This window comes from Salmonella sp. NW645 (genome assembly GCF_051703725.1).
Classification (GTDB): domain Bacteria; phylum Pseudomonadota; class Gammaproteobacteria; order Enterobacterales; family Enterobacteriaceae; genus Salmonella; species Salmonella enterica.
Genome location: NZ_JAMMKR010000007.1, coordinates 275,109 through 296,865 on the forward strand (window position 1 = coordinate 275,109; position 21,757 = coordinate 296,865).

At 54.2% G+C, this 21,757-nt stretch carries 18 protein-coding genes; 8 read left to right on the forward strand and 10 right to left on the reverse strand.

The window, feature by feature from the left end:
• Position 1 precedes the first annotated feature (1 nt).
• Entirely contained in the window at positions 2-934 is a 933-nt protein-coding gene (aaeA, locus tag NA389_RS16880; RefSeq protein WP_000855138.1) for a p-hydroxybenzoic acid efflux pump subunit AaeA, read from the reverse strand.
• Positions 935-941: 7 nt separating this feature from the next.
• Positions 942-1,145, reverse strand: coding sequence for a p-hydroxybenzoic acid efflux pump operon protein AaeX (gene aaeX / locus NA389_RS16885; RefSeq protein WP_000051840.1), 204 nt, complete (start codon positions 1,143-1,145; stop codon positions 942-944).
• A 181-nt stretch (positions 1,146-1,326) separates the two neighbouring features.
• On the opposite strand from aaeX, the gene aaeR reads away from it, so the two are divergent.
• Positions 1,327-2,256, forward strand: a complete 930-nt coding sequence (gene aaeR / locus NA389_RS16890; RefSeq protein WP_000440300.1) for an HTH-type transcriptional activator AaeR — start codon at positions 1,327-1,329, stop codon at positions 2,254-2,256.
• A gap of 121 nt (positions 2,257-2,377) precedes the next feature.
• On the opposite strand, the gene tldD is transcribed toward aaeR, so the two are convergent.
• From tldD to csrD, 8 genes are all read right to left on the reverse strand, one after another.
• Complete coding sequence (tldD, locus tag NA389_RS16895) at positions 2,378-3,823, reverse strand: metalloprotease TldD (RefSeq protein ID WP_000055936.1); 1,446 nt, start codon at positions 3,821-3,823, stop codon at positions 2,378-2,380.
• 144 nt (positions 3,824-3,967) lie between these two features.
• Positions 3,968-7,768 (reverse strand): AsmA2 domain-containing protein YhdP, encoded by a 3,801-nt coding sequence (gene yhdP / locus NA389_RS16900; protein ID WP_001253508.1) that lies wholly within the window; start codon positions 7,766-7,768, stop codon positions 3,968-3,970.
• A 110-nt stretch (positions 7,769-7,878) separates the two neighbouring features.
• Positions 7,879-9,348, reverse strand: a complete 1,470-nt coding sequence (gene rng / locus NA389_RS16905; RefSeq protein ID WP_000123188.1) for a ribonuclease G — start codon at positions 9,346-9,348, stop codon at positions 7,879-7,881.
• Positions 9,338-9,931 (reverse strand): Maf family protein, encoded by a 594-nt coding sequence (locus NA389_RS16910; RefSeq protein WP_000210308.1) that lies wholly within the window; start codon positions 9,929-9,931, stop codon positions 9,338-9,340. The genes rng and NA389_RS16910 overlap by 11 nt, the downstream gene beginning before the upstream one ends.
• A gap of 8 nt (positions 9,932-9,939) precedes the next feature.
• Positions 9,940-10,428: a rod shape-determining protein MreD gene (gene mreD / locus NA389_RS16915; protein ID WP_000179403.1), complete on the reverse strand. Its 489-nt coding sequence runs from the start codon at positions 10,426-10,428 to the stop codon at positions 9,940-9,942.
• 2 nt (positions 10,429-10,430) lie between these two features.
• Positions 10,431-11,483: a rod shape-determining protein MreC gene (gene mreC, locus NA389_RS16920; protein WP_000802538.1), complete on the reverse strand. Its 1,053-nt coding sequence runs from the start codon at positions 11,481-11,483 to the stop codon at positions 10,431-10,433.
• A gap of 64 nt (positions 11,484-11,547) precedes the next feature.
• Positions 11,548-12,591, reverse strand: coding sequence for a rod shape-determining protein MreB (gene mreB / locus NA389_RS16925; protein ID WP_000913396.1), 1,044 nt, complete (start codon positions 12,589-12,591; stop codon positions 11,548-11,550).
• A gap of 307 nt (positions 12,592-12,898) precedes the next feature.
• Positions 12,899-14,839 carry an RNase E specificity factor CsrD gene (gene csrD / locus NA389_RS16930; protein WP_001241372.1) on the reverse strand — a complete coding sequence of 647 codons (1,941 nt, stop codon included), beginning with the start codon at positions 14,837-14,839 and terminating at the stop codon, positions 12,899-12,901.
• Positions 14,840-15,042: 203 nt separating this feature from the next.
• Between csrD and acuI the strand changes: the two genes are divergently transcribed.
• The 7 genes from acuI to panF all read left to right on the forward strand — a co-directional run bounded on the left by acuI (position 15,043) and on the right by panF (position 21,754).
• Positions 15,043-16,017, forward strand: coding sequence for an acrylyl-CoA reductase (NADPH) (gene acuI / locus NA389_RS16935; protein ID WP_001148254.1), 975 nt, complete (start codon positions 15,043-15,045; stop codon positions 16,015-16,017).
• 117 nt (positions 16,018-16,134) lie between these two features.
• Positions 16,135-17,139 carry a protein-methionine-sulfoxide reductase catalytic subunit MsrP gene (gene msrP / locus NA389_RS16940; RefSeq protein ID WP_000723876.1) on the forward strand — a complete coding sequence of 335 codons (1,005 nt, stop codon included), beginning with the start codon at positions 16,135-16,137 and terminating at the stop codon, positions 17,137-17,139.
• Positions 17,140-17,739, forward strand: coding sequence for a protein-methionine-sulfoxide reductase heme-binding subunit MsrQ (msrQ, locus tag NA389_RS16945; protein WP_001240053.1), 600 nt, complete (start codon positions 17,140-17,142; stop codon positions 17,737-17,739).
• Between the two features lie 392 nt (positions 17,740-18,131).
• Positions 18,132-18,602 carry an acetyl-CoA carboxylase biotin carboxyl carrier protein gene (accB, locus tag NA389_RS16950; protein WP_000354628.1) on the forward strand — a complete coding sequence of 157 codons (471 nt, stop codon included), beginning with the start codon at positions 18,132-18,134 and terminating at the stop codon, positions 18,600-18,602.
• Between the two features lie 10 nt (positions 18,603-18,612).
• The gene (gene accC, locus NA389_RS16955; protein ID WP_000884627.1) at positions 18,613-19,962 is read left to right on the forward strand and encodes an acetyl-CoA carboxylase biotin carboxylase subunit; all 1,350 of its coding nucleotides are present in this window, start codon (positions 18,613-18,615) and stop codon (positions 19,960-19,962) included.
• A 108-nt stretch (positions 19,963-20,070) separates the two neighbouring features.
• On the forward strand, positions 20,071-20,313 hold the full coding sequence (locus tag NA389_RS16960; RefSeq protein WP_000340018.1) for a YhdT family protein: 243 nt from the start codon (positions 20,071-20,073) through the stop codon (positions 20,311-20,313).
• Positions 20,303-21,754 (forward strand): sodium/pantothenate symporter, encoded by a 1,452-nt coding sequence (gene panF, locus NA389_RS16965; RefSeq protein WP_001175683.1) that lies wholly within the window; start codon positions 20,303-20,305, stop codon positions 21,752-21,754. Before NA389_RS16960 ends, panF begins: the two co-directional genes overlap by 11 nt.
• The last annotated feature ends 3 nt before the right edge of the window (positions 21,755-21,757 follow it).

Genomic DNA, 21,757 nt, shown 5'->3' on the forward strand with positions numbered 1-21,757 from the left:
ATTAACCGAATTCGCGCAGCCGGTGCGCCAGTTTACGGAAGAAGGAGTCCTGGCTTGCGTCACGATCCTGCTTACCGGTGATCACGACGGTTGCCGTCGTACCGGCAGGCCACAAATTTCCCTGCTGCTCGTCAAGCCGGATGCGCACCGGAACACGCTGGGCCAGACGCACCCATTCGAGGTTAGAGTCTATCGTCGCCATCCCTTTCGCATCGCTGGTACTGCTGGCATTCGTTACCCCTGCCGCCACGCTATCGACGGTACCTTTTAATACCCGGTTGCTGCCAAGCGGCGTGATTTCGGCACGATATCCCGGACGCACGCCTTCCAGCTTGGTCTCTTCCATATAGGCCTGCACGTAAAAAGAGTTCTTTTTCACCAGGGCGACGGCTGTGGAACCGCGGGTAATAAATTCACCGGCATAAACATTGAGGTTAGTCACCCAGCCGTCGGCAGGCGCGCGAATGACGGTGCGCTCCAGATCGAGTTTAGCCAGGTCGCGCGTCGCCTGGGCTTTAGCCAGTTGATGCAGTACAGTCTGCAAGACATTGTTCGCCTGATCGATCTCTTCCCGGGACATCGCCTGTACGCCGAGGCGATTACGGCGACTGGCTTCCTGGCGTTTTTCCTGCGCCAGGACCTGATAATAGGCTACATCAGCTTCCGCTTCCGCCAGCGCTTTTTGATAGCGTGGCTGATCGATGGTAAACAGGACCTGATCCTTTTTCACCAGTTGGTTATCATGCACGTTTACATGGGTAATCAGGCCCGCGACATCCGGGGCAATAGCGACGACATCGGCGCTAAAACGCGCGTCGCGCGTCCAGGGAGATTCGGTGTAATACACCCAGGCGCGGAAAATGGCGATAAAGGCCAGAATAACCAGTACGAGGGTAATGGCCGTACGGGAGAGTTTTCTTGTTAGTGTTTTCACTTCAACCTCAAACGAACAGGCGCGATATTAAATAAAACAGACAACAATACAGCGCGGTATTGAACAGAGCCGGATGCCAGACAAAATCATAGATACCCGTCGGCACAAGCATCCGACGCACCAGCCAAAAAATAGCCAGTGACAAAAGCAATTCGAAAAATATCGGTGGGAAGGAAAGACCAAACACCACGATAACGGGAAACAGACTCATGTTGACCTTGATTTCTGAGAGAGAGCAGGCGATAGATTGTTAAGCTACATCGCCGCAGAGAAGGGCAAGAGACGCCAGGCGAGAGCGACATAGCTCTTATTCGAATAATAGTATATTAACGTAATTGTTATGCTGTTATCTATATTATGTGATCTAAATCACTTTTAAGCCAGAGTGAATAATGGAACGATTAAAACGAATGTCGGTATTCGCCAAAGTTGTCGAGTTTGGCTCTTTTACCGCCGCAGCCAGACAGCTGCAAATGAGCGTATCGTCCATCAGCCAGACTGTGGCGAAACTGGAAGATGAGCTTCAGGTTAAATTGCTCAACCGCAGCACACGCAGCATTGGGCTCACCGAAGCTGGAAAAATCTATTATCAGGGCTGTCGTCGTATGCTGCATGAAGTGCAGGATGTTCATGAGCAGCTTTACGCTTTTAATAACACGCCTATCGGTACATTGCGTATCGGCTGTTCTTCAACCATGGCGCAAAATGTGCTGGCCGGGCTTACCGCAAAATTATTAAAAGAGTATCCCGGTCTGGCGGTCAATCTGGTGACAGGAATTCCGGCCCCGGATTTAATTGCCGACGGGCTGGACGTGGTGATCCGCGTGGGCGCGCTGCAAGACTCCAGCCTGTTTTCCCGTCGACTCGGCGCGATGCCGATGGTTGTGTGCGCCGCCAAGCCCTACCTCGCTCAGTACGGCGTCCCGGAAAAACCCGCCGATCTCAGTAGCCATTCCTGGCTGGAATATAGCGTGCGCCCGGATAATGAGTTTGAACTTATCGCGCCGGAAGGAATTTCTACCCGACTGATTCCACAGGGGCGGTTCGTCACTAACGATCCGATGACGCTGGTACGCTGGCTGACCGCCGGAACCGGAATCGCCTATGTGCCGCTGATGTGGGTGATCGATGAGATCAATCGTGGCGATCTGGAGATCCTGCTGCCTCGCTATCAGTCCGATCCCCGTCCGGTGTACGCGCTGTACACCGAAAAAGATAAGCTGCCGCTTAAAGTGCAGGTAGTGATTAACGCGTTAACTGACTATTTTGTCGATGTCGCACACCTGTTTCAGGGGATGCACGGGCGAGGGAAAGAAAAATAAAAACACCGGGTAATTGCTGAAGACGATTGTAGCCAGATGCCACCCGACGCAGACATTGCCTGATGGCGCTGCGCTTATCAGGCCTGGGCGGCACACACCACAGGCCTGATAAGGCGGAGAGTTATGCGGTGCCGCCAACCGTCAGGTTATCGACTTTCAGCGTCGGCTGGCCTACGCCTACCGGCAGACTTTGACCCTCTTTACCGCAAACCCCCACCCCGTTATCCAGCTTAAGGTCGTTGCCGACCATGGAGATCTGTTGCATCGTTTCAATGCCTGATCCAATCAACGTCGCGCCCTTCACCGGCGTCGTGACTTTGCCGTTTTCAATCAGATACGCTTCCGAGGTAGAGAACACAAACTTGCCGGAGGTGATATCCACCTGACCACCGCCAAAGTTAGGCGCATAGATGCCGTATTCAACGGATTCGATAATTTCCTGCGGCGTTGACTGCCCCGCCAACATATAGGTATTCGTCATACGCGGCATTGGCAGATGCGCGTAAGATTCGCGACGCCCGTTACCGGTCGGCGCAGCGCCCATCAGGCGCGCGTTCAGCTTGTCCTGCATGTATCCTTTCAGCACGCCATTTTCAATCAATACGTTGTACTGGCCTGGCGTACCTTCATCATCGATAGCAACGGAGCCACGACGGTTCATCATTGTGCCGTCATCCACTACGGTGCAAAGCGCGGAGGCAACCTGCTCGCCGATCTGACCGCTAAACACAGACGTCCCACGACGGTTGAAATCACCTTCCAGCCCGTGCCCGACCGCTTCGTGCAGCAATACGCCCGGCCACCCGGCGCCCAGAACCACCGGTAACGTCCCCGCTGGCGCAGCGACCGCGGAGAGATTAACCAGCGCCATGCGTACCGCTTCTTTCGCCCACGCGTCGGCGCGAACCTCGCCGTCGAGATCGGCAAGAAAATACTCATAACCAAAGCGACCGCCGCCGCCGCTGGCGCCGCGCTCGCGTTTACCGTCTTCTTCCACCTGCACGCTAACGGACAACCGCACCAGTGGACGGACATCCGCCGCCAGCGTCCCGTCGGTCGCCGCCACGAGGATTAATTCATATACGCCGGTCAGGCTGGCGTTAACTTCCTGCACGCGTTTATCGGCTTCTCGCGCCGCTTTATCAACGCGTCTGAGGATATCCAGCTTCTCTTCGCGGCTCATACTTTGTAGCGGATCAAGGGTGGTGTAGAGCGGCTGATGCGCTACGGCGGCGAGCGTTTTTACCTTGCCTTCGCCGTTCTCGCGTACAATGGTTCGCGCTGCCTGCGCACTCTGCTCCAGCGCCAGGAGGCTTATCTGGTCAGCATAAGCAAAACCGGTTTTTTCGCCGCTAATGGCGCGAACGCCAACGCCCTGGTCGATATTATATGAACCATCTTTAATGATGCGGTCTTCTAAAACCCAGGATTCGTGATAGCTCGACTGAAAATAGAGGTCGCCATAATCAAGACGGCGTTCGGCCAGTTGGCCCAAAATAGCGAACAGATCCTGATGGTTCAGGCCATTCGCCGCTAGCAATTGTTCACTTACCAGGTTCAGACTCATCGTTTTTGCTACTCGTTGATTTCTGCCGGATGGCGGTTCACGCCTTATCCGGACTACGTTGTTAGATTGTACAAACCGGATAAACGCAGCGCCGTCCGGCATGACTATTTACTGAGAGTGGGGCAATTCCTCGCCCCCGTCAAATCATTGCTGGCTTTCTTTTCTCGGTTGGCGCAGAACTTCGTTGATCTGCGGCGCATCGACCGGACCGGTAATGCGATAACGCAAAATGGAGACCTTGCTCCATAGCGGCCCCAACACTTTACTGGCGGCAAATACCGCCGCGCCGACAATCGGGTTAACGGCAAACGCGGCAGCGACGCCCACGGTGGCGGAAATTTCCGGCGCGACAACGGCCTCCATATCAAGACGACGACGCACCAGATCAACAGAACCTTTCATTGCAATATCCGCTTCCAGCCCATCCACCAGCGTATCGTCAGTATGCAGGACGCCATCTTTAATCCACGCGGTACTATGAATAGAGTCGAAATAGAAGCCCTCGCTAAAGGTATCTCTGAAGTCAAACCGCAGCTTACGCAGCAACGCATCAAAACTGAGCAGCCGCAGTAGCTGTCCGGCATGACCGCTACTGAGATCAGTAAACTCGCCTTTGCCCAGACGCGTACGTAAAATCCCGTTGAGCGTGGCTTCCTCAGGTTGCCAGGGCGGGTTTCGCCAGTGCAGATCGTAATCTACGTTAAAAGACGCGTTCTGGATTGGCGTCGAGATACCGAAGAACCCGGCTGCCGTGTCGAGGTTACTACCATGCAGACTACCTTTCAGCGAGGTTCGTTCATTACCCGGCGCATTCACCCACTCGCCGTTCGCTTTCAAACGGGCGAATCCGGTATCGATCAGGCCATTCGCCAGAGTCAGCGTATTGCCTTTGATGGCGAAATCGCCATCAATACGCCCATATTTTTGCCCCCACAGCCAGCACTCTTCGCAGCGAAGCTGTAAGTCCGGCCAGCCGCGGAAGCTAATCGTGTTCGCCGAAGCCAACGGCGATGTCGGCGTGGGTGACGAGGCGTGCGTTTTTGCGACGCCAGGGTTGTAGTAAAGGTACTTAATGTTCGCCAGCCACGGCGCATGGTTGCGCATGAGCAGCGTAGCGTTCACCTCACGGCCCTGCGCTTCAATTTTTGTTCCGTTCAGCGAGGGGGCTGAAACGACGCTCAAATTGTTCCACTGCTGGCCGCCCAGCGATAGCGCGGGAGTACGCAACGTGACGCGTTGAGGAAACTCGGCCGAACTGCTCACGTTATCCGCCGCGCCTTTCTGGAATAACGCCAGCCACTGCGCGCCATCCAGCGCCGGCAGATTGAGCTCAACGCCTTGTTGAGCAGGTAATGGCGGAATCGTCCGGCTGTCCGTCGTCCAGATAGCCCGATCCAACGTCAGCTTCTGATTTAATAACCAGCGGCTGTTAAAGTGATTTTTACTCCCTGCGCTCCCCGTTAGCGTAAAACTTTTCAGGTTGCCGTCAGCCTGAATGTTCACCGGAATGGCTTCGCCTGCGGGTTTATTTAGCGGAGAAGGTAAGTGACTGCTCACATTTCTCAGATCGCCGTTCAGCTCGATGTGATAAGTGGTGTCAGCGTGATACGGAAGATCGATGCCGACTTTACCATTCCACGTCACGCTGCCGCTCAGGGCGTCATTCAGTTGCGGCGGTAAGACGCCCATACGCGTTGGCTGCCAGTTACCGTTCAGGTTGACGGCGACCTGATAGGCTTTTGCCCCTTCCGTCGTACTGAAATCCAGGTTAAGCGGCTGATTAAACCAGTTTGCCGTCAGCGGCCCGCTTTTTAGCGCGCCATTCACAAAGCTGAATTTACCGTTCAGATTTTTGAGCGTGCTGTTTAGCGGCTTAATAAACAGACTGTTATTACGCAACGAGACATCGCCCTCGGCGGTAACCTGTTCGCCATCCAGCGGAATATCAAGATGTAAGCGAGCATTCACATCGCCATCTAATTGGAGCTCCGCCAGCGTCGAGCCAAGCGAGTCTTTTAGCGGCGTCTCGTCGAAATAAGGCCCAACGGCTTTTCCCGGCCCGTTAATATCGGCATCAATGAGCAGTTTCTCTTTGGAATAATCCGGAATCGCCGCCGCGAGTTTGCTGGCCTTCACCCCGCCCAAATCGACGCTATCCGAACGCATCCACAGGCCGTCGTTCAGGAAATCCAGTTCAATGTTGAGATTTTTTAGCGCCGGCCAGTCGGGTTGAAAAGCAAACGTCGCATTGCGCAGCGGCACCAGCACTTCAAACTGACCTTCGTTATGCTTATAGGGAAAGAGGTGCGGGTTACCACCGTAAACCAACGTGGCGTTATCCGCCTCGCCGCCCTGAATCGCGCCGCTAAGGTAATCGACCAGCGCTTTGCCCATCAGGTTTTCCGGAAAATAGCGCCACGCCTGAGATCCATCGTCGGTACTGATGCCGGCCAGAATGCCCAGCCACGGTTCGTCGCCCGTCGGTTGCAGATAGCGGAACCCGCCGCGCGCATGTACCGCCTTTGCTTTGACGTCAATGTCGCGGCCATCAAGCTGAAAGCCGTTCTCATTCTTCAACCAGCTAAGCGTCGCGACGCCGTTTTCAATTTCCAGCGGCGCGCGAAAAACGGTTTCATAGGGCATTTTAGCCTGCTGCATCACAACCTTCATCTGCCCGTCTTCTACGCTTCCCGCCAGCGTACCGGAAAAATGTTCCGCGCCGGGCAACAGCTTCCACTGTTTCCAGGCAAGATTTTCCCACGATGCCTGAAAACGCGTTTTTTCGGTCGCCTGTAGCGGAATATCCAGCGCCAGTGTGGCGATCTTTCCGCTCGGCTGCGTAGCCTGCCATATTTCGCCCAGCACAGGCGACAGTTTAGCCGCCAGCGGACGTAATGCTTCCAGCCCCGCCAGTTCAAGATTACTGGCGCGAATGCGTAGTTCATCGCTACGTGTGTGATTCTCGCCGCCGACATCCTGCTGCGGGAGCCAGGCCACGGTTAAGGCTCCGCTCGGCCAGGGTTTACCATCAAGCGTAATCCGTGTGTCCGGAATATAAAACTGCCAGCCCGGCTGCTCGCGGCTAATCTGCGCCGTCAGGTTATCGACAGACAGCGTGTGCGTCGTGTTATCACCCAGCCAGCTTGCGCCGCCCTGTTTCAGCCAGACGTCTCCTCCGGCGATTTCGCCTTTGCTGAGCGTCATCCAGCCTTCCAGACTGAAACGCGCCGTCTGGAGCGCCACATTATCCTGCATCCATTTGCCCAGCCACGGCTTGACGTCAATATCGTCGGCCTGTAACCAGACTCTGCCGTTATTCAGCAAACCGTCGTCATCGCGTAAATCCATCCGCACCTGCATCACGCCGTGCTGCCCGGTCAGGCTGGAGAGACTGACCTCGCCTTCGGCGCGGTGCCGCTCTTTGCCGTTTAGCCAGGTAAGCTGTGGGATCGCCAGCTCCGCGCGTTGTCCGGAAAGCGTCAGAAAACTGATTTGGCTATCGCGCAGATCGAAATGATCGAACTGACGCAGGAAAAGATCGCTTAAACGGCTGGTTTCGATGCCTTCGCCGTCGCTGCTTTGAAGAGGCGTGTTGGTGCGGAAATTGAGTTGCCAGAAGGTCAGGTCGCGAAACTGCCAGCGCATATGCAACAGGCTTTGCCAGACGTCCAGCGCCAACGTAACGCGTTTTATCGACAGTTCGCCGCCATCTTTCAGGGCGGCATGAATATTATGCGCTTCCAGCGTAGGGCCAAAATTTTGCCAGCTTGCGGAGAGTTGGCTAGCGGCCACCGGCACGCCGGTCACAGACTCAATCTTATTCAGGATAGCTGGACGCCAGGCGTCAAGATGAGGCAACGCCAGGCGCAACCCGCTAACCAGCAGCGCTGCAATGACGATGAGCGCGGCTCCAGTGAGCAATAAAATCCCCGGCAATCGCCTCACGCGTCTCTCCTTGTCTGCCAAAAAATACGACTCACACCCCTTGAAGGTATATTGCCGGATGGCGGCGCTTGCGCCTTATCCGGCCTACATGCGCTGGTGCTACTACTCAATTACATCATTACGACGTCAAACTGCTCCTGGTTATAAAGCGGTTCGACCTGAACTTTAACCTGTTTGCCGACAAAGATTTCGACTTCCGCCAGCGCGTGTGATTCTTCGCCTTTCAGCGCTTCCGCCACCGCAGGAGAAGCATAAACCAGGAAGCGATCGGAGTCATAAGCGTGATGAACACGTACAATTTCACGCATGATCTCATAGCAGACGGTTTCCACCGTTTTTACCGTCCCGCGGCCATGACAGGTTGGACACTCGTTACAAAGCACATGTTCCACGCTTTCACGAGTCCGTTTACGGGTCATTTCCACCAGCCCCAGCGGCGAAAAACCGTTAATACTGGTTTTCACGCGATCCTTACTTAACGCCTGTTCCAGCGAATGCAGCACCCGGCGGCGATGATCTTCATTATTCATGTCGATAAAATCGATAATGATAATGCCGCCCAGATTACGCAGGCGTAGCTGGCGGGCAATGGCCTGAGTCGCTTCAATATTGGTATTAAAAATGGTGTCGTCGAGATTACGGTGTCCGACAAACGCGCCGGTATTGATATCTACCGTCGTCATCGCTTCGGTTTGGTCGATAATCAGATAACCGCCGGACTTGAGTTCAACCTTACGCTCCAGCGCGCGCTGGATTTCATTTTCCACGTCATAAAGATCGAAGATCGGCTGATGGCCACTGTAATGCTCCAGCTTACTGGTCATTTCCGGGATGTATTCTGCGGTAAACTCCAGCAGCGACTCATAGGTCAGACGTGAGTCGACGCGAATTCGGTCCAACTGCGCATCGGCGAAATCGCGCAGCACGCGCTGCGCCAGCGCCAGTTCACCATACATCTGGTAGCGCGTTTGCGGACGCTTTTTGCGCTCCATGACTTTCGTCCAGACGCGCTTGAGATAGGCGGCGTCAGACGCGAGATCCTCTTCACACACGCCTTCCGCCGCAGTACGGATAATAAACCCGCCCTGTTCGTCGCAGTATTCCGCCACCACCTTTTTCAGGCGCTCGCGTTCACTTTCGCTTTCGATACGCTGGGAAACGCCAACGTGTGACGCCCCGGGCATAAAAACAAGGTAACGGGAGGGCAACGTGATGTCCGTGGTCAAACGCGCGCCTTTCGTGCCGAGCGGATCTTTCACTACCTGCACCATCAGATCCTGTCCCTGACGCACCAGTTCGGAGATATCGCGCACCGTAAACTGTTTTTGCTCGTCGCCCGCCACGCATTCGGTATGCGGCATAATGTCGGAAGCATGAAGAAATGCGGCTTTATCCAGCCCAATATCTACAAAAGCCGCCTGCATACCTGGAAGTACACGACTTACACGACCTTTGTAGATATTGCCTACGATTCCGCGTCGCGCTTCGCGCTCAATATGGATTTCCTGAAGAATACCGCCATCAATGTACGCCACGCGCGTTTCCGATGGCGTTACGTTTACCAACAATTCAGCCGTCATGTTTATCCCTTTTATCACGCAGTGCGTTAAAATGACTCAACAACTCATACGTTTCAACCAGCGGTAAGCCGACCACGGCGTGATAGCTGCCATTTATCTTCCTGACAAAACAGCCACCCCGCCCCTGAATACCGTATGCACCTGCTTTATCTAAAGGCTCGCCGCTGGCGACATAGCCAGTAATATCCTGCGCAGAAAGCGTGCGGAAAGTCACCTCCGTTACCACCACACAATCCAGCGTCTGCTGCGAGTCCGCAAGCGCAACAGCAGTCATCACCTGATGCGTATTTCCGGAAAGCAAACGCAGCATTTCTGCGGCATGAGCGGCGTCGCGCGGCTTTTCCAGCACCTCGCCGTTTAACACGACTATCGTATCCGCGCCCAACACCGGCAGATCACGGGGAACCAGCGCCACGCCAGCCTGCGCCTTTTCGCGCGCCAGCCGAACAACATACTGCTGCGCGCTTTCCTGAGCACGCCGTTGCTCTTCAATACCAGGCACGACCTGCTCGAATGAAAATCCAAGTTGAGTCAATAATTCCTGGCGACGCGGGGAACCGGAAGCAAGATACAGAGTTGTCATATCGACCTTTATTGCACAGCAAACTGCTGGCGTACTTTACGCATCAGCAAAAAGAGCCAGGGCCACAGCACGCCATTGACTACACTACTCCAGAACACTTCCGGTCTGAAAGAGACGTTGATCACTAAAAACTCGGCCCAGAAAACAATAATGTCCACGGCCAGTGAAAGCAACATTACCACCAGCGCCTGCTGCCAGAGCGCCAGGTTACGGAAGAGCTGGAATTTCAGAGCGACCAGATAGGCGACAATACTCATCGACAGAGCGCGCACGCCAAGTGTGGAACCGCTGATGAGATCAAGTATGGCACCCATCACAAATCCCGTCCCCACATTTACGCGGTGCGGCAGGGCCAGAATCCAGTACAGTAAGATGAGCAAAACCCAGTTTGGCCGGAAAACAATGATGTCGTCCGGCCAGGGCATGATTTGCAGCAACAGCGCAATAAGAAACGAGAGCCAGATAACCCAGCGCCCCTGGCTACGATAGCTCGCCACCATTACCCTCCCGGCGCACGCGCAGGCGGCGTGGTCGCGCCCGAAGGCGATGGTTGCGTTGATACCGGCGCAGTCTGGCCCGCAGATGGCTGAGTAATCCCCGTCGCCGGATCCGGCACTGGTGCCGGCGGCCCCATCGCATCCGGAGAAGGCAACACCTGCGGCATCATCTGCATCAGGCGCTCATTGGCGACGCGGTGAACCTCTTCCGGCGTCATCGGATTGGCGCCGTTACGATCGGCTCCCCACAACAGCAGCAGATAGCGTAAACGCTGCAAACCCGCAGTTGGACGTGCCTGAATGACGGTATAGGCGCGCTGAGTGTCCAGCTTGACGGAGGAGACCACCGCCACCGGATACCCTTCCGGGAAACGCCCACCAAGTCCGGACGTTACCAGCACATCGCCGACGCGAATATCGGTATTGGCGGGCAGATGTTCAAGCTGAAGATCGTCAGTGCAGCCGTTACCGGCGGCAATCACGCGGATGTCATTGCGCAGTACCTGAATCGGCAGCGCATGAGTCGCATCGCAAATCAGCAACACGCGGCTGGTCAGTTTCGCCACGGCGACAACCTGCCCTACGACACCTTTGTCGCTAATGACCGGTTGACCTTCATATACGCCATTAACGCTGCCTTTATCGATAACGACCTGATCGCTGTAAGGATCGTTAACCGTTGAAATAACCTGCGTCACCATTTTCTGCTCGTCCTGACGCAGCGGCGACCCCAGCAGCTCGCGCAACCGCGCGTTCTCCTGTTTGTACTGCCCCAGCATCAGCAGGTCGCTGTTTTTTAGCAGTAATTCCTGGCGCAGCGCCCGGTTTTCCAGCTCAAGCTGGTCGCGAGAAGCCAGCGTTTGCGACACGCTGTCGAGCAGTTCACGAGGGCCGTTTGAAATAAAATAGAAAGGACTGACGGCAGTGTCCATGTACGTTCGGATTTGACTGAACGTCCCCAGGCGGCTGTCGGCAATGATAACGCCGAGCGCCACCAGCACCGCCAGAATAAGGCGAATCTGTAGCGACGGGCCACGGCTAAAAATTGGCTTCATAGGCTATGCGTATTCTCGCGTCGGAGAGGCAGGACAATCCAGGGATAATCCTGCCCGTATCCAACTACTCTTCGCTGAACAGGTCGCCGCCGTGCATATCGATCATTTCCAGCGCCTTGCCGCCGCCGCGCGCCACACAGGTCAGCGGATCTTCAGCAACCACGACAGGAATGCCCGTCTCTTCCATTAACAGACGGTCAAGGTTACGCAGCAGCGCGCCGCCGCCGGTGAGCACCATACCGCGCTCGGAGATGTCTGACGCCAGCTCCGGCGGACACTGTTCCAGCGCTACCATTACCGCGCTGACGATACCGGTCAACGGTTCCTGCAACGCTTCCAGAATCTCGTTTGAGTTCAGGGTAAAGCCGCGTGGAACGCCTTCCGCCAGGTTACGGCCACGCACTTCGATCTCACGGACTTCGTCGCCCGGATAAGCGGAACCAATTTCGTGTTTAATACGTTCTGCGGTGGCTTCACCGATCAGAGAACCGTAGTTACGACGAACGTAATTAATGATGGCTTCGTCGAAGCGGTCACCACCAATACGGACAGAAGAAGAGTAAACCACGCCGTTCAGGGAGATAACGGCAACTTCAGTGGTACCACCACCGATATCCACAACCATTGAACCGGTTGCTTCAGAAACTGGCAGACCTGCGCCGATCGCGGCCGCCATCGGCTCTTCGATCAAAAAGACTTCACGGGCGCCTGCGCCCTGAGCGGATTCACGAATCGCGCGGCGTTCTACCTGAGTCGCGCCGACCGGCACGCATACCAGTACGCGCGGGCTTGGGCGCATAAAGCTGTTGCTATGCACTTGTTTAATAAAGTGCTGCAGCATTTTTTCGGTCACAAAGAAGTCAGCGATAACGCCGTCTTTCATCGGACGGATCGCAGCGATATTGCCCGGCGTACGGCCCAGCATCTGCTTCGCATCATGACCGACTGCAGCCACGCTTTTCGGCGAACCGGCACGATCCTGACGAATGGCCACAACGGAAGGCTCATTCAATACGATGCCTTGTCCTTTTACATAAATGAGGGTATTCGCGGTACCCAGGTCAATGGACAGGTCATTGGAAAACATGCCACGAAATTTTTTCAACATACTAAGGGATAATCCTGAAAGCTGGGGCGGAAAACAAAATCCGCTTACTTTACCAACCACACGCAGCAGCGACAAGGCGCAAAAATCATCTGCTACGGTGAAAATTAGTGCAGTTCGTTTCCTTTGTTACAAATCTCGGCCTGAGTCCCTCAGGGCTGAAAAAATCAGCAGCAATCCTCGCCTTCGTTTGCAACCTGTCAAAGGTCATTCACCTGCATATTTGCTGCAACAATCTGGCGAGCAGACAAGCACACCCCCATGAGGCGCAGCGCGCGTTATTCTACGTGAAAACAAATTAAACGGCAGGTTAAACCGAGTATCTTTGCGAATATTTTTTCACGTTTGTGTCAAGTAGTTGGGAGGAGGCAAAAAAATCACCCTGCCCGCCAGCCACGCCGCGTTTTGTCAGCGTCTGCCACTCGCCGCGCGAACGGACGCCCGTCGCGTAAACCTGCGTAGGCGTACCCGCGCAGGCCTCTACCAGACTTTGAACCAGAAGCTGGTTTTCCGTTCGCTTCTCAATGTTTCTGACCAGACTCGGATGCAGCTTGAGTAATTCCACATTGAGCGCTTTAATCCAGCTCGTGCTAACCAGCGTCAAACCCGCCTGTGTCACCGCCACCCGAACGCCAAGCGCATTGACTAAGCGAAGGATGGGTTGTAACCGACTGATGTGTTGACAAACATCTGCCTCCGCAAGTTCAATAATTATGCGATTTCGCTGTGATTTTTCACACTGCATTAACGTATCGCGCAACCAGCGCTGAAAACGCGGACGAATCAGCGACTCGACCGTCAACTGCATTGCCAGATTTTCATCCGGCCAGTAGCCCAGCAACGTAATCAGGCGGCTAATTTGTAATCTGTCATACTCTTCCGATAAACCAAATTGCAACACCATCGGCATATACTCCGCCGAGCTCACCTCTTCTTTACCGTCATAGATGCGACACATCAATTCCCGATGATGCACACGACCTTCTCGCGTGACCGCTGGTTTTTGATAAAGTCGCGGTCCGCCCCGGTTCAGCATCTGCTCAATCAATGTGCGCCAGCGTACATTGCCGCGCCCTTTTTCCGGCAGAGTGTCGTCGTAGATAGCCCAGCTATTTCCCCCCTGCAGGGCGGCATTCCGCGCCGCGGCTTCAGCATGTTCCATCACCTGCTCGGTGGACTGTCCGCTGCGCCAGGCGCAAATGCCGATATGTACCATATCGTCACGATCGAGCATTTTGTTAGCCGGTAGCGCATCGACAGCTTTTAAAAGTTGTCCGGCAATACTTTCCGCTTCTTTCAGCGTTCGATGCGGTAGCAGCACGGCAAAGTCGCTGCGGTGATAACGCGCCAGCAGCGAGCCTGGGTAACGCATAATAAATGTCGATAGCAGATTGATAAGCATAAACATCTGCTCTTCCGCCTGATTGCCTCCCAGGCTGTCGCGCAGAAGATTGAAGTCTGGCAAGCGGATCATCATCACCACGCCATGCACTCCCACTTTTTCCTGATCTTCCAGCAGCGTCGCCAGTTGGTTATCAAAGAACAGACGGTTACCGAGTCCGGTTTTGGTGTCCTGCGCGGCGTAGGAGCGAATGAGGGTGTCCAGGCGACTACGCTGTTCGTGAGCAAACTGAATTTCGGAAAGCAATACATCAAGCGCGCTACTGGTGCGCGCTGGCCATTCGTAAACAGAACCGCGGACATTCGCCCCACGTTCGCCGTTCAGAATACGCGTTGAGCGAATTTCCAGAAGCTCCTGCCCGGAAAGCTGCCGCTGCAGCCAGCGCACCGATAAAAACAAAATCAGAACGATAAAACCGATCGCCAGCGTCAGCGGCGCCGTGGTGATCAGTGAGTGAAAATAGTTACCCATCGGGTCCTGATAAACCAGACGTAGCGACATTCCTGGATGTTTTATCAGCGGTACGACCAGCTCGCGATACATGTCGCTGGTGCCGGCTGGCCGATAACCTCTGGCGCGAGAATGGCTGTAGACGCTGCGCTCCCCCTGCAACAGATCGACACGCACAATATCGGAAGCGATCATGAGCTCGTCGATTTGCGGCGTCAGCGAGACAATATCATGGGTCACCAGGTGCGTATCAATGGCTGTCGCCGCCGCCTGCACACGGCTGACATACTTAGACTGTACGGCGTTATAAAAGCTTAGCGAGCAACCTATCAGAGTCACGAAGATCGTTAACCCCGTGAGCAGCGTGATAAAAGCTGAGAATTTCGTCGTTAATCGCATCCTTGAGTTAACTCCGACGGTTATAAACAGTATGAAAAAGCGAATCTGAAGGCGGAATTCGCCACGGCGCGCAATGAAGCAGGCATACTACCAAAATGGATCTATCTGGCAATTTATTGCGTTGCATCGGCATCACGTTTTAATTAGCGAGTATAGTCTTCGTAGCTATTTTTCCAATCTACCATGTAAAGTGAGGACAGGTTATGCAGGCGTTGATCTTAGAACAGCAGGACGGTAAAACCCTCGCATCCGTGCAACATCTCGAAGAGAGTCAACTGCCGGCAGGTGATGTGACGGTGGATGTCCACTGGTCCAGCCTGAATTATAAAGATGCTCTGGCTATCACCGGAACAGGGAAAATTATCCGTCATTTTCCGATGATTCCTGGTATTGATTTCGCCGGCACCGTTCACGCAAGCGAAGATCCTCGCTTTCATGCAGGCCAGGAAGTACTACTGACTGGCTGGGGCGTGGGCGAAAACCACTGGGGCGGCCTGGCCGAACGCGCACGCGTTAAAGGCGACTGGCTGGTCGCGCTGCCTGCGGGACTGAGCAGCCGTAACGCCATGATCATCGGCACCGCCGGTTTTACCGCCATGCTGTGCGTCATGGCGCTTGAAGATGCAGGTATTCGCCCGCAAGACGGTGAGATTGTCGTCACCGGCGCCAGCGGCGGCGTGGGCAGTACTGCCGTTGCATTACTGCATAAGCTGGGCTATCAGGTTGCAGCAGTATCAGGACGTGAAAGCACCCACGGCTATCTTAAGAGCCTGGGAGCTAACCGTATTCTCAGCCGCGATGAGTTTGCTGAATCTCGCCCGTTGGAAAAACAGCTGTGGGCCGGTGCAATTGATACCGTTGGCGATAAAGTGCTGGCGAAAGTGCTGGCACAGATGAACTATGGTGGTTGCGTGGCCGCCTGCGGCCTGGCGGGCGGCTTCGCGCTGCCGACCACCGTTATGCCATTCATTCTGCGTAATGTGCGTTTGCAAGGGGTGGACTCGGTGATGACCCCACCGGCACGTCGCGCAGAAGCCTGGGCGCGTTTGGTTAAGGATCTGCCGGAATCGTTCTATGCTCAGGCCGCCACAGAGATTACGCTGGCGGATGCGCCGAAGTTCGCCGATGCCATCATCAATAATCAGGTTCAGGGCCGTACGCTGGTGAAGATAAAATAACGTCACGTATAAAAAAATTTACACTTAATTAACTATTTATTTTTACACATTGACACACTCCCTGTCATATTCACTACACGCCATGTTGTGTTGTGGTGAGTAGACCGGGAGTCTGTGATGAAAAAGATACGTCCATTAACAGAAGCCGATGTGACTGCGGAATCGGCTTTTTTTATGCAGCGCCGACAGGTGCTAAAAGCATTAGGCATCAGCGCGGCCGCCTTATCCTTACCCTCAACGGCGCAGGCCGATCTCTTCAGTTGGTTTAAAGGCAACGATCGTCCGAAAGCGCCTGCCGGTAAACCGCTTGAGTTTAGTCAGCCTGCCGCCTGGCGAAGCGATTTAGCGTTAACGCCGGAAGATAAGGTGACGGGCTACAACAATTTCTATGAGTTTGGCCTTGATAAAGCCGACCCGGCGGCCAATGCCGGAAGTCTGAAAACCGAACCGTGGACGTTGAAAATCAGCGGGGAAGTCGCGAAGCCATTTACGCTGGATTACGACGATTTAACACATCGTTTCCCATTAGAAGAGCGTATCTATCGAATGCGCTGCGTCGAAGCGTGGTCCATGGTCGTGCCGTGGATTGGTTTCCCTTTATATAAGCTACTCGCGCAGGCACAGCCCACCAGCCACGCTAAATATGTGGCATTCGAAACGCTATACGCGCCGGATGATATGCCAGGACAGAAAGATCGCTTTATTGGCGGCGGACTGAAATACCCTTATGTCGAAGGGCTACGTCTGGACGAAGCCATGCATCCGCTGACTCTGATGACCGTTGGCGTCTATGGTAAGGCGTTACCCCCGCAAAACGGCGCGCCCATTCGACTCATCGTTCCATGGAAGTATGGTTTTAAAGGTATTAAATCTATCGTCAGCATTAAACTCACCCGCGAACGTCCGCCAACCACCTGGAATTTGTCGGCTCCCAACGAATATGGTTTTTACGCCAATGTGAACCCGCATGTGGATCATCCACGCTGGTCTCAGGCTACCGAACGCTTTATTGGTTCAGGCGGTATCCTTGATGTGCAAAGGCAGCCGACGCTGCTGTTTAACGGCTACGCCAATGAAGTCGCTTCGCTGTATCGCGGTCTCAATTTGCGGGAGAATTTTTAAGTGCGTCTGACAGCAAAACAGATAACCTGGCTAAAAGTTTGTCTGCATCTTGCCGGTTTTTTGCCGCTTCTGTGGCTCTTTTGGGCGATAAATCACGGTGGACTCAGCGCAGACCCGGTAAAGGATATCCAACACTTTACCGGCAGAACCGCGCTCAAATTTTTGCTCGCCACCTTGCTGGTTTCACCGCTGGCGCGCTACGCTAAACAGCCATTATTGATACGCACACGCCGCCTGTTGGGGTTATGGTGTTTCGTTTGGGCTACGCTGCATTTAACCAGCTATGCCTTACTGGAACTGGGGATACATAACCTGGCGCTGTTAGGAAGCGAGTTGATTTCACGCCCTTATTTGACGCTTGGGATCATTAGCTGGCTGGTGTTATTGGCGCTGACGTTGACCTCAACGCAATTTGCGCAGCGTAAATTGGGCAAACGCTGGCAAACATTGCATAACGTCGTCTATCTTGTCGCGATCCTGGCTCCCATACATTACCTGTGGTCGGTAAAGATTTTATCACCGCAACCGGTCATCTACGCGGCATTAGCGTTAGCCCTTTTAGCGTTGCGTTACCGGAAGTTTCGCCAGTGGTGGCGCTAGTTTGGTGAACTGTGCGGTCGATTGCAAAACGCAAAACAGGTAATGTCCTTTTTATGTTTCGGGTTGATTATCTTCCCTGATAAGACCAGTATTTAGCTGCCAATTGCGACGAAATAGTTATAATGTGCGACTTTACATTGCCCAACGGCGATTTTCGTTCGCAGAAAGGGTGACAATCGTGCAATGAAGGTATATTTTGTTTTTTGCCCGAAAATGGCAGAAGATAGCCACACAATGACTGGCAAATCATGAATTTCACCTTCGGGTGCTACGGCATAACAGGCAAATCAAAGATGCGCGGTATTTTACCCGCGGCAGTCATTCACATGCTTTACAGACGGCGCTAAAACGCCTGTCACAATCACACTAAACAAAGAGTACGGAACCCACTCATGGATATTCGTAAGATTAAAAAACTGATCGAGCTGGTTGAAGAATCAGGTATCTCCGAACTGGAAATTTCTGAAGGCGAAGAATCTGTTCGCATCAGCCGCACAACGGCAAACGCCGGTTTTCCGGTGATGCAGCAGGCTTATGCGGCGCCGATGATGCAGCAACCCGCTCTGTCTAACGCTGTCGCGCCAACGGCTACTCCAGCAATGGAAGCGCCTGCCGCAGCGGAAATCAGTGGTCACATCGTACGCTCCCCAATGGTTGGTACTTTCTACCGCACCCCAAGCCCGGACGCGAAAGCGTTCATCGAAGTGGGCCAGAAAGTGAACGTGGGCGATACCCTGTGCATCGTTGAAGCCATGAAAATGATGAACCAGATCGAAGCAGACAAAGCAGGTACTGTGAAAGCGATTCTGGTCGAAAGTGGTCAACCGGTAGAATTTGACGAGCCACTGGTCGTCATCGAGTAACGAGGCGAACATGTTGGATAAAATTGTCATCGCCAACCGCGGCGAGATCGCATTACGTATTCTTCGAGCCTGTAAAGAACTCGGCATCAAGACCGTCGCTGTGCACTCAAGCGCGGATCGCGATTTAAAACACGTATTGCTGGCGGATGAGACGGTCTGTATTGGCCCGGCACCGTCCGTAAAAAGTTATCTGAACATCCCGGCTATCATTAGCGCCGCTGAAATCACCGGCGCGGTGGCAATCCACCCGGGTTACGGCTTCCTTTCTGAGAACGCCAATTTTGCCGAGCAGGTTGAACGCTCCGGCTTTATCTTTATCGGCCCGAAAGCGGACACCATCCGCCTGATGGGCGATAAAGTGTCCGCGATTACCGCGATGAAAAAAGCGGGCGTGCCGACCGTACCAGGATCTGACGGCCCGCTGGGCGACGATATGAATGCGAACCGCGCTCATGCCAAACGTATTGGCTATCCGGTGATCATCAAAGCGTCCGGCGGCGGCGGCGGCCGCGGTATGCGCGTGGTTCGTAGCGATGCTGAACTGGCGCAGTCCATCTCCATGACCAAAGCGGAAGCGAAAGCGGCTTTCAGCAACGACATGGTATACATGGAAAAATACCTGGAAAATCCACGCCACATCGAAATTCAGGTGCTGGCGGACGGCCAGGGCAACGCTATCTATCTGGCGGAACGCGACTGTTCCATGCAGCGTCGCCACCAGAAAGTGGTTGAAGAAGCCCCGGCGCCAGGCATTACGCCGGAACTGCGTCGCTATATCGGCGAACGCTGCGCGAAAGCGTGCGTAGACATCGGCTATCGCGGCGCAGGGACGTTCGAATTCCTGTTCGAAAACGGCGAGTTCTATTTCATCGAAATGAACACCCGTATTCAGGTTGAACACCCGGTGACTGAAATGATTACCGGCGTCGATTTGATCAAAGAGCAGTTGCGCATCGCGGCGGGTCAGCCGCTGTCGATCACACAGGACGAAGTTGTCGTTCGAGGCCATGCGGTAGAATGCCGTATCAATGCCGAAGATCCGAACACTTTCCTGCCAAGCCCTGGCAAAATCACGCGCTTCCATGCGCCTGGCGGCTTTGGCGTTCGCTGGGAATCTCATATCTACGCGGGCTACACGGTGCCGCCGTACTATGATTCCATGATCGGCAAACTCATCTGCTACGGTGAAAACCGCGACGTGGCGATTGCCCGTATGAAAAATGCCCTGCAGGAACTGATTATCGATGGTATCAAAACCAATATCGATCTGCAGACCCGCATCATGAATGACGAACACTTCCAGCACGGTGGAACTAACATCCACTATCTGGAGAAAAAACTCGGTCTTCAGGAAAAGTAATCGCACGTTAATCTCAAAAGGCCGGTGAATCCGGCCTTTTTTATTTCTGGGGATAGCGATGCCCCATCATGTACAATTCCCGCTTTCTTCACCCATAAGGGACAAAAAATGGACGCTCGTTTTGTTCAGGCCCATAAAGAGGCGCGCTGGGCGCTGTGGCTGACCCTTTGCTATCTGGCGGCATGGTTAGTGGCTGCTTACTTACCTGGAGACTCGCCGGGAATTACCGGTCTGCCGCACTGGTTCGAGATGGCCTGCTTATTGACGCCGCTGGTCTTTATTTTGCTGTGCTGGGCGATGGTGAAATTCATTTATCGCGATATTTCGCTGGAGGATGACGATGCAGCTTGAGGTCATTCTACCGCTGGTAGCCTATCTGATCGTGGTCTTCGGGGTCTCGATTTACGCTATGCGCAAGCGTACCGCCGGCACCTTTTTAAACGAATATTTTCTTGGCAGCCGTTCGATGGGCGGGATCGTGCTCGCGATGACGCTTACCGCCACCTATATTAGCGCCAGTTCATTTATCGGCGGTCCCGGCGCGGCTTATAAATACGGTCTGGGCTGGGTCTTGCTGGCGATGATCCAGCTTCCCGCCGTCTGGCTTTCACTGGGTATTCTGGGTAAAAAATTCGCTATCCTGGCGCGTCGCTATAATGCCGTCACGCTTAACGATATGCTATTCGCTCGTTACCAAAGCCGCCTGCTGGTGTGGTTGGCAAGCCTGAGTTTATTGGTCGCGTTTATTGGCGCAATGACCGTACAATTTATCGGCGGCGCGCGACTGCTGGAAACCGCGGCGGGAATTCCCTACGAAACCGGCCTGCTAATATTTGGCGTCAGTATCGCACTCTATACGGCGTTTGGCGGCTTTCGCGCCAGCGTACTTAACGATACGCTACAGGGCCTGGTGATGCTGGTCGGCACGATAGTGCTGCTGGTGGGCGTGGTCCATGCGGCGGGCGGTCTAAGTCAGGCCGTTGACACGCTGCACGCTCTCGACCCCAAACTGGTAACGCCGCAGGGTGCCGATGACATACTTTCTCCCGCTTTTATGACCTCTTTTTGGGTACTGGTCTGTTTTGGCGTGATTGGCCTGCCGCATACGGCGGTGCGCTGCATCTCCTATAAAGACAGTAAAGCGGTACACCGGGGCATTATTATCGGTACGATTGTCGTGGCGATTTTAATGTTCGGGATGCACCTTGCCGGCGCGCTGGGTCGCGCGGTGCTTCCAGATCTGACGGTGCCGGATCTGGTGATCCCAACGCTAATGGTGAAAGTTTTGCCGCCGTTTGCCGCCGGGATCTTCCTCGCTGCGCCAATGGCGGCGATCATGTCAACAATTAACGCCCAACTGCTGCAAAGTTCCGCGACGATCATTAAAGATCTCTATCTCAATCTACGCCCCGATCAGATGCAAAATGAGATCCGGCTGAAGCGTATGTCGGCAGCGATTACTTTACTGCTAGGCGCGCTGTTGCTGCTGGCCGCATGGAAACCGCCAGAGATGATCATTTGGCTCAACCTGCTGGCGTTTGGCGGCCTGGAAGCGGTGTTCTTATGGCCGCTGGTATTGGGCCTTTACTGGGAGCGGGCAAACGCGGCAGGCGCGCTAAGCGCCATGATCGTGGGCGGCGGGCTATATGCCCTACTTGCCACATTTAATATTCAGTACCTGGGCTTTCATCCGATTGTGCCCGCGTTACTGTTAAGTTTATTGGCTTTTCTGATCGGAAACCGATTCGGCTCTTCCGCTTCGCAAGCCACCGTATTGTCTACTGATAAATAAAGA

Bases quoted from the DNA above. Each gene is read 5' to 3' on its own strand.
- aaeX (WP_000051840.1), bottom strand. From the start codon at position 1,145: ATGAGTCTGTTTCCCGTTATCGTGGTGTTTGGTCTTTCCTTCCCACCG.
- aaeR (WP_000440300.1), top strand. From the start codon at position 1,327: ATGGAACGATTAAAACGAATGTCGGTATTCGCCAAAGTTGTCGAGTTT.
- tldD (WP_000055936.1), bottom strand. From the start codon at position 3,823: ATGAGTCTGAACCTGGTAAGTGAACAATTGCTAGCGGCGAATGGCCTG.
- rng (WP_000123188.1), bottom strand. From the start codon at position 9,348: ATGACGGCTGAATTGTTGGTAAACGTAACGCCATCGGAAACGCGCGTG.
- NA389_RS16910 (WP_000210308.1), bottom strand. From the start codon at position 9,931: ATGACAACTCTGTATCTTGCTTCCGGTTCCCCGCGTCGCCAGGAATTA.
- mreC (WP_000802538.1), bottom strand. From the start codon at position 11,483: ATGAAGCCAATTTTTAGCCGTGGCCCGTCGCTACAGATTCGCCTTATT.
- mreB (WP_000913396.1), bottom strand. From the start codon at position 12,591: ATGTTGAAAAAATTTCGTGGCATGTTTTCCAATGACCTGTCCATTGAC.
- csrD (WP_001241372.1), bottom strand. From the start codon at position 14,839: ATGCGATTAACGACGAAATTCTCAGCTTTTATCACGCTGCTCACGGGG.
- acuI (WP_001148254.1), top strand. From the start codon at position 15,043: ATGCAGGCGTTGATCTTAGAACAGCAGGACGGTAAAACCCTCGCATCC.
- msrP (WP_000723876.1), top strand. From the start codon at position 16,135: ATGAAAAAGATACGTCCATTAACAGAAGCCGATGTGACTGCGGAATCG.
- accB (WP_000354628.1), top strand. From the start codon at position 18,132: ATGGATATTCGTAAGATTAAAAAACTGATCGAGCTGGTTGAAGAATCA.
- accC (WP_000884627.1), top strand. From the start codon at position 18,613: ATGTTGGATAAAATTGTCATCGCCAACCGCGGCGAGATCGCATTACGT.
- NA389_RS16960 (WP_000340018.1), top strand. From the start codon at position 20,071: ATGGACGCTCGTTTTGTTCAGGCCCATAAAGAGGCGCGCTGGGCGCTG.
- panF (WP_001175683.1), top strand. From the start codon at position 20,303: ATGCAGCTTGAGGTCATTCTACCGCTGGTAGCCTATCTGATCGTGGTC.